Source organism: Pontibacter chinhatensis (assembly GCF_900113285.1).
Taxonomy (GTDB): Bacteria; Bacteroidota; Bacteroidia; order Cytophagales; family Hymenobacteraceae; genus Pontibacter; species Pontibacter chinhatensis.
Genome location: NZ_FOOT01000003.1, coordinates 497757 through 512282, shown reverse-complemented (window position 1 = coordinate 512282; position 14526 = coordinate 497757). Strand labels below are relative to the sequence as shown.

Genomic DNA, 14526 nt, shown 5'->3' with positions numbered 1-14526 from the left:
ACTTTTACATGCACGTTATTAAATAATTGACAATCACTGCTCCGGTTTATACTTTATACTTCCGTAGGTCAGCATCGCCTAAAACAGCAGACTCACGGTAAGCTTTATACGGAGGTTGTCGCGCGAGTTTGGCAGGGCATACGGGCCATAGCGGTAAAAAGCGCCCACGCCCACCCCGCTGATGGGCGAGCTGATGATATTGTTCAGCATCAATCCCGACTCAAAATACCCTTTGCGCATGCTTCTGAACGTAACCTCCGGCAGCTCCTGCAGCGGCTCCTCCATACTTCCAAAGCCAACGTTAGTGACCGCCACCAGGTCGGGGGCAAAGAAGCGGGTGTTGAGCAGGCGCTTGCCAAAGTTTTGGGAAAAGAAAAGGGCCGCGTAACGGTCGGTGAAGAACTCGTAAGGGTACATTGTCTCAAAGCCCTCGCTGGTGTAGAGTTTGTAGTCACGGTTGTTGCTGCCGTAGCCGTTGTAACGCGTTACCAGCGGGGCATTGCCCTCCACCCAGCCGCCGGAAAGTATAATCCGGCTCTCGCCGAAGGTGCGGTGCCGCAGCAGGGTCCTTAGCCGCAGGTCATACTTGTTGTAGCTATAGTCTCCGTCCAGGAAGCCATCCAACCCACGAGTATACTGCAGCCACAGCACCGGCTTGCCCTCCCCTGCCATGGGCACCAGGCGGTTGAATTGCTCCATATACTTCTCACCGGGAGCAAAGCGCAAGCCCACCACTGCCTCGGTGAGGCTAAACACCGGCACAGGCTGCCCCTCTGGCTGCAGCAAGGTTGGACGCCGCTCCTCCTGCCTAAGCTGCGCACTGGCCTGCAGGTAACGCCGCACGCGGCCCTGCAGGGCTATACTTTGGTGGGTGGTGTAATCCATGTCCGTCAGGAGCGCGCGCCGCAGGTTGCCCAGCAGCCCGTAGCCTTCTTCAAAAGCCAATCGCCGCCCGCCGGTTTCCAGCACGTCCTTAAAGTAGCTGCCGCTTAGCTGCAGCTCCAGCGGCTGGTAAAGTATAACCGAGGCATCAGCGCCATACTTGGCCTTGCGGTCTTTGAAAGCATAGCCCCAATAACCACCCACCTTAAACCTTTCGGAAAGCCGGTCGTTGGTGTAGGCTCCCATTCCCAGGCGCATGCCCTCAAAGGCACTTACCCGCAACAGGCGCCGCAGGTCCAGGCTAATGATACCAATGGGAATCTGCCGGGCCATGAGGTACTCCATCGTGCGGATGGTGCGGTCCAGCTTCCGCTCGCGGCCCACGCTGTCGAGGCGCTCGTAAGTGCGCTGCTCCAGTTGGGTGAGCGAGTCGGGACGGTAGGTCTGGAAAAAGCTGTCGGGTTGATGGTGGGCATCCGCTTGTTGTTTCAGGGCTACCACGCCAAACTCGGAGCGGCGCAAAGCAGGGTTCAGGTTGATGTTTGTGATGTAGGTGCGCATGTGCGCGTAAGGCTGATGCCCGTTCAGGTTGAGTTGCGGGATGGTCAGCTCCACATCCAATTCTGTCGGAAACCATCGTTGTTGCGGCCCCACCTGCTCGAAGCGCTGCTGCAGCTGGATATTGCGTTTCTCGTCATCCCCTGCTGAACCGGCCAGCACGTTTTGCACGGCCCAGCCGTTGCTGTTGATGTAAAGCAGCCCTTTCAGACCCTCGAAGTTTTTGCCCTGCTGCGGCTCAAAGGAGATGATAAAGATGCTGTCTTGGCCCTGCACCACCGTCTCCTGCAGCACAAAGTTATACTTGCGGGTACTGCCCGGGCTCAAAGGGCTCAGGTAGCGCTTGCCAAAGAACACCGGCAGGTCATCGTACACGGAAAACTCACGGGCCTCGGCGGCCACCAGGCCAAAGTTCGGCTGCTGCAGCCCCGACACGCGCGTGGCCAGCACGGTTTCCTTGGTGAGGTCAGGCTGCAGAAAGGCGTAGTCAGTGACGCTCTCCAGTAGGAAGAGGTGCTGCTTGGCCAGTAGGTTGCGCATCTTCAGGTAAGCCGAGTCGCGCTTGGAGAGTTGCAGGGTATCGCGCAGCTCCCGCTCCGCTACAGCGCTGGCGGAAAGTATAAATTTGTTGTAAGTGCGGTACGTATAGCTCTCCAGGTTCTGCAGGCGGTGCTGCACGCGGTTTTGCGTAGCCAGCCGGATGATGCGGTGCGCTGGGTTCTCACCGGTGCCTAGTACCACCACTTCCTGCAGGCGTACCGCCGTGGGCTGCAGCTGCACGTTTATACTTTCCACCGAGTCCGGGTAGACAGTGCTGGGCAGGTAGCCCACATAGCTGAAGCGCAGGCTGCGGATAGGTTGCTGGTGGCGCAGGCTATACTCGCCCTCCAGGTTGGTCGTGGTACCCGTCTCGCCCCCGTTGGCCACAATGCTTACAAAGGGCAGTCGCTCGCCGGTGGCTGCATCGCGCACCACGCCCTGCACCTGCCGCACCTGCGCCAGGGCAGCGCCGGAAAGCAGACAGAAGTATAATAGGATAAGGTAGCGGAGGTATGGCATCGGGTAAAGTTAAAAAGAAAAGGCGCTCCTGCTGCAGCGCCTTTCTCTCTTCGTAAAGTATAGGTTAAAAGGTTACACTTAGTCCCACACCCGGGCTTCCGTTGGGCAGCACCGTGGGCACTACCATCGTGTTTAGGCCTTTGTCTTTGGCAAACTTGTCGTGCAGCCAGTACACCGTGTTCACCGACAGGATGCCCACGCCGGCACCGGCCAGCACATCGGCCATCCAGTGCTCGTTGTTCATGACGCGCAGCACGCCGGTGCCGGTAGCAATGGCATAGCTGCCCACGCTCACCCACGGGCTCTTGTGCCGGAACTCCTTGTCCACCACGGTGGCAATGGTAAAGGCGTAGGCCGTGTGCCCCGACGGGAAGGCGTAGCTGTCTTCGTTGGGGCGGTCGATGTTCGTAAGTTTCTTCGTGGGCCACACCAGGGCGGAGGTTAACGCGCCGGAGGCAATCAGCAGCTTGGTCTGCCGTCCCACCTCATGCCGGTTCTGCGAGGAGAAGGCGTTGAAGCCGTACAGGTACGCCAGCGGCACGAAGAAAACATAGTCGTCTACCTTGGTGGCAAAATCCGGGGTGTGCCTGTTGCGGGCATCGCGGGCATCAAAGCTGCTGAAGAAACCGTTGCCCTGTATTGTATAAACACCCAGTCCGATAAGGGCGGCAGCCGGAATCACAGCCCGCTTCAGGTAGCGTTTGTTCTCCCCCTCCCGCAACTGCGACTCCGTGAAGGGATGCTTCTGGCCCGGGTAAATGGTGTCACCCTCGGCCGTGATGATGGCCTTGTTGCGCAGGTCAAGACCTTGAGTAGTATCTGCCCTGACAGAAACACCTGTGTCGGCAAGTATGGTAACACTATCTTGTTTTATACCTGGCTGCTGCGCCAGCACAGGGTTTGCCAGCACCAGCAGGCTCAGCAGAGAAGCGATAAGTTTGTTCTTCAGTTTCAAATTTATACTTTGGTTTAGGGTTGAGCAGTAGCTTGTAAACTGGTTTTTACTCTTTTTTGTGCCCTGATGGTTGCATTTTTATCGTGCTTATTGCTGCGGATACATTGCCCGTCTTCACCTGCTGCACCCGCAACCGAACCATCGCAATAAAGTATATTTAGGCGTACTAACCCTGCTGTTCCACATGAAAATCCTCAACGCCGCCCAAACCCGCGAAGCCGACGCTTATACTATCCGTGAAGAAGGCATCTCCTCCACCGACCTGATGGAACGGGCAGCGAAAGCCTTTACCGGCTGGTTTGAAAATAAGTTTCAGCCTGGTGCGGAGGTACACATTTTCTGTGGCCCCGGCAACAACGGCGGCGACGGACTGGCCGTGGCGCGCCTGCTGCACGAGCGCAAGTATAAAGTACAGCCCTACGTGGTGGGGGATACCTCCAGGGCCTCGGATGATTTTAAGGTAAACCTGAAGCGCCTGCCGCCGGAATTACCACCCAGCCACGTGGAACAGGAAAATGCCCTTCCGGAGCTGAAAGGCGATGTGCTGGTGGTGGATGCCCTTTTCGGCACTGGCCTGAACCGCCCCGTTACCGGCTTGTATGGCCAGGTGATTGAGAAACTGAACAGCAGTGGCGCCACCATCACCGCCATCGATATCCCCTCCGGCCTCTTCTCCGACAGCCAGACACCTGAGGAAGGGGCCATCATCCGGGCAACGTATACCGTTAGCTTTGAACTCCCCAAACTGGCCTTTCTGCTGCCCCAGCACGAACGCTTTGTAGGCTCGTGGCAGGTGGTTCCCATCGGGTTGAGCCAGCAATTTATCGCTAAGGTAAAATCAAACTTTTACTGTACCCGGCAGGAGGCTATACAGCGGCTGCTAAAACCCCGGAAGAAATTCTCGCACAAGGGCACCTATGGCCATGCACTGCTGCTTTGCGGTAGCTACGGCAAAATGGGCGCGGCTGTGCTGGCTTCCCGCGCCTGCCTCCGCAGCGGCACCGGCCTGCTCACGGTGCAGGTGCCACAGGCGGGCTACCCCATCCTGCAAACGGCCGTGCCCGAAGCTATGACCCTCACCGACAAAAACCGCAAACACCTTTCTGAATTGCCCCCGGAGCTGGAGAAGTATAGCGTCGTTGGAATTGGGCCAGGCATCGGCACCGAGCGCGTTACCAAGACAGCTATCGGGCAGCTGCTGGCCACCTCCTCCCGCCCGATGGTGCTGGATGCGGATGCCATTAACCTGATTGCGGCCAGCGAAAAATTGAAAGGCCAGCTATACCAGAAAGAGCTCATTTTCACGCCGCACCCCAAGGAGTTTGAGCGCTTGGTAGGCAAGGTCAAAAACGACTACGACCGCCTGCAGCACCTGCGCGAGTTCTGTATGGAGTATGGCTGCTATGTGGTGCTGAAAGGGGGCCACACGGCCATCGGTACGCCCGAAGGCAAAGTATACTTTAACACCACGGGCAATCCGGGCCTGGCCACTGGCGGCACCGGCGATGTGCTGACCGGCATTATCACGGCCTTGGTGGGACAGCACTATACGCTGGAGGAGGCCTGCCGGCTGGGGGTATTTATACATGGTCTGGCCGCCGACCTGGCGCTGCAAACGGTAGGCGAGATAGGCATGACAGCCTCTGACGTGATAGACCACCTGCCCAAGGCGTTTCTGCACCTCAGCCAGCCACAACGGTAGCCAAGACCACTAACCCGGCATGCAGCAACATGGCTCCGTCAGCCAGGATGGCAAAGTAGGCGCGCGGCCTATTCTCTGCAGAGCGCCATACGATTACGGCCGCTCCCAAGGCGCTTGCCAGCAGGGCCCAAAGTATAACACCGGCCTCCCCGCTTGCCAGCACCACCAGCATGTACAGCCCCAGCAGCCCCAGCGAGAGTAGCTTGGTCTTGCGCACGCCTATCCAGCCCGGAAAAGTGAGCGTGTTCATGTTGCGGTCATAGGAGAAATCGCGGATATCGAAGAGAAGGGCTAAGGCAAGTATAAACAGGAAGCGGCGCAGGAAAAGCCACAGCGTTTCCGGTTGCCATACGTCCATGCCGGCATCCAGCAGCGGGAGCATAGCCGTCACCACCGCCCATACATAGGCTATCAGGAACACTTTGAGCAGCGGCACGCTGCGCAGCGGCCTTACACGCCTCTGCTTGTAGAGCACCGGCACTGTATACCCTACCGAGATTATGGCCAGGTGCAGCAGGAACCACCAATCTACCCGCAGACCGAACCAAAAGTATACCCCCACCGCCATGGCTATACTCAGCAGCCCCAGCACCGCCAGTTCCCGCTTGTGGCGTTGCCCCCACACCGGGTCGTGCCTGTTTATACTTTGGCGGGGTCTTCGGACGATACTCTGCACACTGCTGAGGTTGTAGGTAAACAGCGTGGCCAGAAACACAAACACCGCCATCGCCCAGGACACCGGCAGCCCGGCCAGCAGGTACGTCTCTGCGGTCAGTGCAAGGCCGCAGCAAGAGATGAAGACGCTGCTGTACAGCAGTCCCTCCAACAACCTGCGCGGGTGGCGCTCCGCTTCTCTTATGCCAATGTCTCTGTTCAGGCTCATTTAATCTGCAAGTACGCAACAAATCACCCGCCAATCAAACGCGGCTACCTGCGGTTCTGGGTGCGCGCCATACTTGGTGCTGCTACTGTCAAAAAATAAAAGCCCGGCTCGGGTTACCCCAGGCCAGGCTTAAAACAGGAAAAGTAATAATTTTATAGCGTTTGCTCTTTCTTAGAAGGCTCGCCAAATGTAGTGTTGTAAAGGTCGATGCTCTCCTGGATGATTCTGTAGGCATGCTCACGGCCCAGGAATTGCTCCACGATCACTTCCTTGTTCTCCAGCTTCTTATAGTCTTCGAAGAAGCGGCGCATCTCCAGCAGCGTATGCGGCGGCAGTTCAGAGATGTCGTTGATGTGGCGCACCGACATGTCGTTGTAAGCCACGGCAATGATTTTATCGTCCTCCTCGTTGTTGTCTATCATCTGCATCACGCCAATCACTTTAGCGTCGATCAGGCACATCGGCTGCACGTCAATAGAGCAAATCACTAGTATATCCAGCGGGTCTTTGTCGTCGCAGTAGGTTTGTGGGATAAAGCCATAATTGGCCGGGTAGTTTACCGATGAGAAAAGCACACGGTCCAGCTTCAGCATACCGCTATCCTTATCCAATTCATACTTGGCCTTCGATCCTTTCGGAATCTCAATGATAGCCGTTACCACTTCTGGCGACATTTCGCCGTAACTCACACTATGCCATGGATTGTTCTTGTCCTCTGTATTCTCCATATTCATCGTTAATGTTAAAGACGCCGTCAATCTGTTCTTCTTCAGGCGCTAAGGTTTATTTCATGTATACTTGTAAAGGCCTGCCTACACTTCCGTTCGGCTCCTGAATGTATAGCCAGGCCGCTATTGTTGGTGCTATATCCGCTACAGCCGCTTCGGCATCACTCTCGCCTGGCTGCACCTTCCAGCCGTACCAGAGAAGCGGCACGTGGGTGTCGTAGTTGGAGTATGAGCCGTGCGTGGTTCCCTTCGGGTCTTTCCCGTAACCCTCGAACCAACTTGGCTCCAGCAGCAGGATAACATCGCCGGAGCGCTTGGCGTTATAACCGCTCTCCACGCGGGCCATCATACCCGTACCCCAGTTGCTGTTTTGCAGGGCCGTGGATGTTACCGCACGCATCACGCCTTTAAAACGCAGCACATAAGCAGCCACGCGCTGCTCCACATCTGCTTTATTTAGCTTCTTGCCGTCTATTGTTGTACGGTTCAGGTAAATCTGCTGGTTAGTATAACGCTCTACCCAATCTGCATTTCCGTATATTTTATCCAGGTAAGCATCCACAGAGTCACGGATCACGGCGGAGGTAGCCACACCTGCAGGTACTTTCAGGCTCTGCATGTAACCTGGCACGTGCGCCGCCCCATGGTCTGCTGTCAGGAAAAACAGTACCTCACCCTGGCCTACTTCTTTTTCAATCTCGCTGATCAGCTCGGCCATTTCACGGTCCAGGCGCAGGAAAATATCCTGGGCCTCTATCGAGTTTGGTCCAAAAGTATGGCCCACATAATCTGGCGTAGAAAAGCTCACGGCCAGGAAGTCTGTGACGTTGTCCTTGCCCAGACCCTCGCCTCTTAGTGCCGCCAGCGCGAAGTCTTTTGTGAGGGTGTTGCCCGCCGGCACTGAGCGTATGATTTCATATCCATTGCCTTTCAACGCAGGCACATTGTGCGGAAACACTGGTTTCTGCTCTCCGGCAAGGGTACCTTCCCACGGCATGTCATCAGCCGTACTCTCAGTATATTCCTCAATTGGAAGCAGTGTCTCCCACGGCTTGCTCAGGTATTGGTCCGGCAGCTTCTTGGCGTTAAACTCCTTCACCCACTGCGGCAAATCCTGCGCGTAGTAGGTGCTTGTAATCCAGTTACCGCTCTCCGAGTCGAACCAATAGGCACCATTGCCCAGGTGGCCTGCCGGAAGTATAGAACCTCGGTCTTTCAAGGCTACGCCCACTACCTTTGCCTTCATGTTAGTGGCCAGGCGCAGCTCGTCGGTAATAGTTGTTGTTTTCAGGTTGGCAGGCGACATAAGTCCCGCTTTCGAGCTGCTGCCCACAGTCTGCACGGTTTTGTCTTCCACGCAGTAAACAGTCGCTTTCTGCTCCCGCTCATACCAGCTGTTGCCTACAATGCCGTTTAGGGCAGGCACACTGCCGGTATAAACCGAGGCATGCCCGGGACCAGTATAGGTCGGCACGTAGCTGTACTGGGTATTTTTAAAGTTATACCCCTGGATCAGCATTTTCTTGAAGCCGTCGTTGCCATACTTATCCCAGTAGCGGTACAGGTAATCGTAACGCATCTGGTCTACCACAATGCCTACTATCAGCTTCGGGCGTTGCTGAATGGGATGCTCAGCGGCGGCAAGGGTGTTAGTGTTGTTCGCGGGGGCTGTCGGAGCGCTTGGGGTTGTGCCGGCACAGGCGCTTAGCATAAGTGCAAAGGCAGCCGTGGCCTTAACCATTCCCAAGGACTTGAGTAACTCTTTGTATCTCATTTATCTATAGGTTCTCTCCTTACAAATATAGGAAGTACAAGTTAGTAATGCGCCTTATTCCGCGTTTCAACATTATATTTAATTATTTTTTAATCCTACCGAAGGCACAGGTACCGCTACAAAAGAGCAGCGCCCACTTTTGTCGGTGGGCGCTGCTTCTGGTTGCTTTTATTTCACTTATTTGGAAGCTAAGGCCTCGGCACCACCAACGATCTCAAGGATCTCCTTCGTGATGGCCGCCTGGCGCGTCCTGTTGTAGGTGAGTTTCAGCTCCTTCAGCAGTTCGCCGGCGTTTTCCGTGGCTTTGTCCATCGCCGTCATACGGGCACCGTGCTCAGAAGCATTTGACTCCAGCACCGCCTTGTATACTTGTATCTTCAGCGATTTCGGGATCAGCTCCTCCACGATCTGCTCCTTGGAAGGCTCAAATGTATAGTCGATCAGCGACATCTCGGCATCCGCCTCCTCTGCCGCCTTCTCCTCTATCGGCAGGAACTGCTCATGGCGCACAATCTGCGTCGCCACGTTCCTGAACTCATTGTAGATAAGATCAACCTTATCGAACTCACCTGCCACAAAACCGGCCATGGCACGCTCCGCAGCAACGCGAACTGTGTCAAAAGACAGGTTGGTGAACGTGTTGCTGTAATCGCCGATCACGTTGTAGCCTCTCTTGCGGAAAGCATCGAAGCCCTTGCGGCCGATCGTCAGGATGGTCACGTTGCCGGCTTCAAACTGGCTTCTGTACTGCCCGTTCACCAGCGTGTTAACCGCCTTAATGATGTTGGAGTTAAAGGCACCAGCCAGGCCACGATCAGAGGTTACTGCGATGATCAGCACCTTATTCGCCTCGCGCTTCTCTGCGTAAGGATTTGTGACTGCCCCCTCTGCCATAGAGGAAAGGTTTGTCAGGATGCCACTCAGGCGCTGCGCGTAAGGGCGCATACGCATAATGCTATCCTGTGCACGTCTCAGCTTGGCAGCCGCCACCATTTTCATGGCCTTGGTAATCTGCTGCGTAGACGATACCGATGTGATGCGGCCTCTAACCTCTTTTAAACTTGCCATATATTATCGCTATGAGCAAAAGCCGGAGGTTAAAGGCGCTTGCCCCAACCTCCAGCCTCTTTACTTAAAGACTATTTATTATACTTTGCAGCTGTCTCTTTCGCCACCTGCTTGATAGCAGCCGTGGTTTCGTCATCCAGCTTACCAGCGCGCAGTGCATTCAGGGCATTTGCATGCTGAGCACGCATGTTGCGCAGGAAGTCCTTCTCGAAGTTTCTCACCTCGTTCACCGGAACAGTATCCAGCAGACCGTTCGTAGCAGCATAGATAGTAGCTACCTGCTCCTCTACCGGAACTGGCGAGAACTGCGCCTGCTTCAGGATCTCCAGGTTACGGCGGCCACGCTCAATGGTCAGCTTGGTAGCAGCATCCAGGTCAGAACCGAACTTGGCAAACGCCTCCAGCTCGCGGAACTGCGCCTGGTCCAGCTTCAGGGTACCAGCTACTTTCTTCATCGACTTAATCTGCGCAGAACCACCCACACGAGATACCGAGATACCTACGTTAATGGCCGGACGAACACCCGCGTTGAACAGGTTGGTCTCCAGGAAGATCTGACCGTCTGTAATTGAAATTACGTTCGTTGGGATATAGGCAGAAACGTCACCAGCCTGTGTCTCGATGATTGGAAGTGCTGTCAGAGAGCCGCCACCTTTCACTAAGTGCTTGATAGACTCTGGCAGGTCGTTCATGTTCTGAGCGATCTCGTCAGAGGCGTTGATTTTTGCAGCACGCTCCAACAGACGGGAGTGCAGGTAGAATACGTCACCTGGGTAAGCCTCACGCCCTGGCGGACGACGCAGCAGCAGAGACACCTCACGGTAAGCCACAGCTTGCTTGGAAAGGTCATCGTATACCACCAGTGCAGGGCGGCCTGTGTCACGGAAGAATTCTCCGATGGCAGCACCTGTAAACGGCGCAAAGAACTGCATTGGAGCAGGGTCAGCGGCAGAAGCTGCCACCACCACGGTATACTCCATGGCACCGCCCTCCTGAAGGGCTTTCACCACCTGCGCCACAGTAGAGGCTTTCTGGCCTACAGCAACGTAGATACAGAATACTGGCTCTCCTCTGTCGTAGAACTCGCGCTGGTTCAGGATAGTGTCGATAGCAACCGCTGTTTTACCTGTCTGGCGGTCACCGATGATAAGCTCACGCTGGCCACGGCCGATCGGAATCATGGAGTCGATCGCCTTGATACCGGTTTGCATTGGCTCGTTTACCGGCTGACGGAAAATTACACCTGGGGCTTTACGCTCCAGTGGCATTTCATACATCTCGCCAGCGATAGGGCCTTTGCCATCGATTGGCTGGCCCAGTGTGTTCACCACACGGCCAACAATACCGTCACCTACTCTGATGGAGGCAATACGGTTAGTTCTTCTTACAGTGGCACCCTCTTTTATCTCGCTGTAGTCACCGAGCAATACGGCACCTACATTGTCCTCTTCCAGGTTCAGCACCAGAGCTTGCAGTCCGTTCTCAAACTCTAATAGCTCACCAGACTGAGCCTTGGAAAGGCCATAGATACGAGCGACACCGTCACCCACTTGCAGCACAGTGCCTACTTCTTCCAGTTCCGCCTCGGTACGGAAGTTAGACAGCTGTTCTCTTAATATGGCTGATACTTCGTCAGGTCTTACTTCTGCCATGATTATAGTTTATTAATGTATGGGTTGTCTTTAAATTGATTTCTCAGCTTGCGAAGGCTGTTCTTCACGGAGCTGTCGATTTGTTTATCGCCTACGCGCAGCACGAATCCACCAATCAGGGATGGGTCGATGCGCTCCACCAGCTCGATACGCTTGCCTGTTTGGGCCACCAGCTTCTTACCCAGCTCGTCGCGCAGGGCAGGTGAAAGCGGCGTGGCAGAGATAACCTCTGCGCTCTGTATGCCTTGCTTCACGCGGTACTGCTCCTGGAAAGAAGTAGCCACTCCTTCCAACACTGCTTCACGGTTCTTGCGGGCAATCAGGTTGAAGAAAGCCAGCGTCAGTTCGCTAACCTTTCCCTGGAACACCTTATTGATGATGGCCAGCTTTTTATCCGATTTTACAATCGGGTTAAGAAGCAGTAGCTTAAATTCGCGGTTCTGAGAAACCACCTGCGAGAACAGCTGCATGTCTGCATTCACCTGCTCCAGCACATTCTTCTCCTCAGCCAGCTCAATCAGCGACTTCGCGTACCTGGAAGCAACTCTAATATCTGACATAGTGCTTTTTTATAATGAGGCGGAAACTACCATGGCAGTCCGCGTCTATACTTTGTTAGTTAAGCGTTACTTCGCGAATATACTCCTGCGCCAGGGCCTGCTGCGCGTTCTTGTCGCTCAGCTCTTTACGCAGGATTTGCTCTGCGATCTCCAGCGACAGAGAAGCAGCCATGTTTTTCACCTCTGTGATGGCAGCACGCTTCTCATTCTCGATCGACTCACGGGCCTGCTCAATCATGCGGGCTCCCTCTTCATTCGCTTTCTGCTTGGCAGTCTCTACAATGCTGTTGGCGGCATCAGTAGCCTCTTTCAGGATTTTGTCACGCTCCAAACGGGCTTCTGCCAGCAGTTTCTCGTTGTCTGCCTTCAGTGCCTGCATCTCCAGCTTCGCCTTCTCCGCCGCGCTCAGGGCGTTCTCGATAGAAGACTCACGCTCCTGGAGCGCATTCATTATCGGCTTCCACGCAAACTTACCAAGCAGGAACAGTACAAGCAGGAATACTACCGTCTGCCAGAAAATCAGACCAATACCAGGGGTTACTAATTCCATTGTTTATGTTGGTTGAGTATTAAATTCTTTTTTTGCGGCTGCACCAGTGGCAACCTTTTAACTATACCTGAACTATGTTTTTGATCTCATCGTCTGGGCCATGCGCCCAGACGTGAGATCAGGTAATGTTAGCTTGTTACTTTAGAAAAGTAATTAAGCAATAGCGATCAGAAGACACACTACCACACCGAAAAGGCTTACACCCTCGATAAGAGCGGCAGAGATAATCATGGCAGTTTGGATTTTGCCACCAGCCTCTGGCTGACGGGCAATAGATTCCATAGCTGAGCCACCGATACGACCGATACCAAGACCGGCGCCAAGAGCAACCAGACCTGCACCGATACCGGCACCCAGAATACCAAGACCAGCGCCTTCAGAAACAGCTTGAAGCAGAAGTGCTAACAACATAGTTATAGTTATATATAGTTAAAAAAATAAAATTCTGATTAATGATGCTCATCCGCATGGTCATGCTCCTCTACCGCACCACCAAAGTACATGGCAGACAGCAGGGTGAAGATATAGGCCTGCAACAGGGCCACAAACAACTCCAGGAACATCATGAAGATAGAGAAGGCCACGCTCAGCGGCGCCACTGATATGCTCTCGAAAATAAAGATCAAGCTAAACAGCGACAGGATGATGATGTGACCTGCCGTGATGTTGGCAAAAAGTCGGACCATCAGGGAGAATGGCTTTGTCAGGATACCGATAAGCTCCACCGGAATCATGATTGGAGCCAGCCAGGTAGGAACGCCGGGGGTAGCTACAATGTGCTTCCAGTAGTTTTTATTGCCGCTAAACAGCGTAATAAGCAGGGTAATACCAGCCAGCACCAAGGTCACCGCGATGTTACCGGTCAGGTTCGCGCCGCCTGGCATCAGGCCCAGCAGGTTGTTAAACCAGATAAAGAAGAACACGGTGAGCAGGTAAGGCATGTAGCGCTCATACTTCGGACCGATGTTCGCCTTGGCAATCTCGTCGCGGATAAAGATGATGATGGGCTCAAAGAAAGACTGAATCCCGCGGGGAGCAGTTTTCGCGTTGTTTTTGTAGCGGCCTGCTATCACAAAGAAGATAACCAGCATCAAAGCCACACTAACAAACAGGGATGCTACGTTCTTAGTGATAGAGAAGTCGTACAACCCTGCCTGATCTGCCAACGGCTCTCCGGAAGCGTCCACTTTCACGATGTGGCCGTGATCCAGGGCATAACCGTTGTAAGGCACCAACTCGTGAGCTTCGTTGTAGAAATTGCTTGAGGAAAATACCTGAAACTCGCCGTTATCCACAAGTATAACAGGCAGGTACGCCACCACACCATCAGCAAAATGCCAGGTATAATCATCCGCAATGTGATGCGTGATCATAGCCCCCGGCTCAAACTTCCCATCTTCCGAGGCCGCCTCAGCAAAAGCAGTGAGCGTCAGGAAGGAAAACAATAGAACGAATAACCTCTTCATTAAGAATGATTTAGAAGCAAGATTTTACAGACAGAACCTACCGTTAATTCTGGCTTTTCAAATGCGGGCGCAAGTTAGCCAACAAACTGTAAATTTCAAACCCGGTGAAGAGGAAATATAACGCGAAGAAGTTGAAGACGAACTGCAAACGCCCCTCCTGGTAGAACCAGATATACAACCCTACCACCCCTAAACTCAGCACCATCCTGAAACCCATCGAAGCAAAATAGTACACCTGGAAGTTGTCAGGGTCGTTTTTGTAGCCCAGCTGCGTCAGGTAATAAGTAAAACCGGTGATGAACACGAAGAAAACGAGCATGTGCCAGATGTAGCTGTGCAGCAGGGTATAACCGGTAAATTGTAGCAGGACGCCGATGATGGCACAAAGAATGGCCGTTAGGATAAGCAGGTTTCTGACAAACTTCACGTAAGTTACTTTTTATTGATGGAGACTATGGTCAGGATCATGGTGGCCAGCACGGCCACCAGCAGCAGGCCGATGGTAAACCAGGGCTTGTCGTTGCCCACCTGGGCATCGAGCCAGCGGCCGCCAAAGGCAGCCAGCACCAGCGCCCCGATCATCTGAAACGCCATGCCTGAGTATTTGACATAGGGTTTTATACTATCCTGCCTGCGCTGCTCAGGTTCCTGTTCTTTTTCCGGATGATGTTCCATGGCTTCAGAAGTTT

Annotated in this window: 14 protein-coding genes; 1 reads left to right on the top strand and 13 read right to left on the bottom strand. The window is 54.1% G+C overall.

All coding sequences use genetic code 11. The features are described 5' to 3' along the window. Positions 1-78: 78 nt before the first annotated feature. Positions 79-2499: a DUF5686 and carboxypeptidase-like regulatory domain-containing protein gene (locus BM040_RS11385; RefSeq protein WP_092101215.1), complete on the bottom strand. Its 2421-nt coding sequence runs from the start codon at positions 2497-2499 to the stop codon at positions 79-81. Between the two features lie 64 nt (positions 2500-2563). After that, positions 2564-3454, bottom strand: a complete 891-nt coding sequence (locus BM040_RS11380; protein ID WP_245756193.1) for a phosphatase PAP2 family protein — start codon at positions 3452-3454, stop codon at positions 2564-2566. 184 nt (positions 3455-3638) lie between these two features. On the opposite strand from BM040_RS11380, the gene BM040_RS11375 reads away from it, so the two are divergent. After that, entirely contained in the window at positions 3639-5156 is a 1518-nt protein-coding gene (locus tag BM040_RS11375; protein WP_092101213.1) for an NAD(P)H-hydrate dehydratase, read from the top strand. Here the strand turns inward: BM040_RS11375 and BM040_RS11370 are convergent. From BM040_RS11370 to BM040_RS11320, 11 genes are all read right to left on the bottom strand, one after another. Further along, the gene (locus tag BM040_RS11370; RefSeq protein ID WP_092101211.1) at positions 5137-6039 is read right to left on the bottom strand and encodes a UbiA family prenyltransferase; all 903 of its coding nucleotides are present in this window, start codon (positions 6037-6039) and stop codon (positions 5137-5139) included. The genes BM040_RS11375 and BM040_RS11370 overlap by 20 nt on opposite strands. 152 nt (positions 6040-6191) lie before the next feature. Next, positions 6192-6773 (bottom strand): inorganic diphosphatase, encoded by a 582-nt coding sequence (locus BM040_RS11365; RefSeq protein WP_092101208.1) that lies wholly within the window; start codon positions 6771-6773, stop codon positions 6192-6194. 49 nt (positions 6774-6822) lie between these two features. Continuing rightward, on the bottom strand, positions 6823-8541 hold the full coding sequence (gene pafA / locus BM040_RS11360) for an alkaline phosphatase PafA (RefSeq protein ID WP_245756192.1): 1719 nt from the start codon (positions 8539-8541) through the stop codon (positions 6823-6825). Positions 8542-8718: 177 nt separating this feature from the next. Continuing rightward, positions 8719-9609: an ATP synthase F1 subunit gamma gene (gene atpG, locus BM040_RS11355; protein ID WP_092101206.1), complete on the bottom strand. Its 891-nt coding sequence runs from the start codon at positions 9607-9609 to the stop codon at positions 8719-8721. A 71-nt stretch (positions 9610-9680) separates the two neighbouring features. Continuing rightward, a complete protein-coding gene (gene atpA, locus BM040_RS11350; protein WP_092101204.1) occupies positions 9681-11261 on the bottom strand; it encodes a F0F1 ATP synthase subunit alpha in 1581 nt (526 codons plus the stop codon). A gap of 2 nt (positions 11262-11263) precedes the next feature. Beyond that, the gene (gene atpH / locus BM040_RS11345; RefSeq protein WP_092101202.1) at positions 11264-11821 is read right to left on the bottom strand and encodes an ATP synthase F1 subunit delta; all 558 of its coding nucleotides are present in this window, start codon (positions 11819-11821) and stop codon (positions 11264-11266) included. 55 nt (positions 11822-11876) lie between these two features. After that, entirely contained in the window at positions 11877-12371 is a 495-nt protein-coding gene (locus BM040_RS11340) for a F0F1 ATP synthase subunit B (protein ID WP_092101200.1), read from the bottom strand. 153 nt (positions 12372-12524) lie between these two features. Beyond that, entirely contained in the window at positions 12525-12782 is a 258-nt protein-coding gene (gene atpE / locus BM040_RS11335) for an ATP synthase F0 subunit C (RefSeq protein ID WP_092101198.1), read from the bottom strand. Between the two features lie 38 nt (positions 12783-12820). Further along, complete coding sequence (gene atpB / locus BM040_RS11330) at positions 12821-13837, bottom strand: F0F1 ATP synthase subunit A (protein WP_092101196.1); 1017 nt, start codon at positions 13835-13837, stop codon at positions 12821-12823. A gap of 43 nt (positions 13838-13880) precedes the next feature. Further along, positions 13881-14264, bottom strand: a complete 384-nt coding sequence (locus BM040_RS11325) for a hypothetical protein (RefSeq protein ID WP_092101194.1) — start codon at positions 14262-14264, stop codon at positions 13881-13883. 5 nt (positions 14265-14269) lie between these two features. Beyond that, a complete protein-coding gene (locus tag BM040_RS11320) occupies positions 14270-14512 on the bottom strand; it encodes an AtpZ/AtpI family protein (RefSeq protein ID WP_092101192.1) in 243 nt (80 codons plus the stop codon). Positions 14513-14526: the final 14 nt, after the last annotated feature.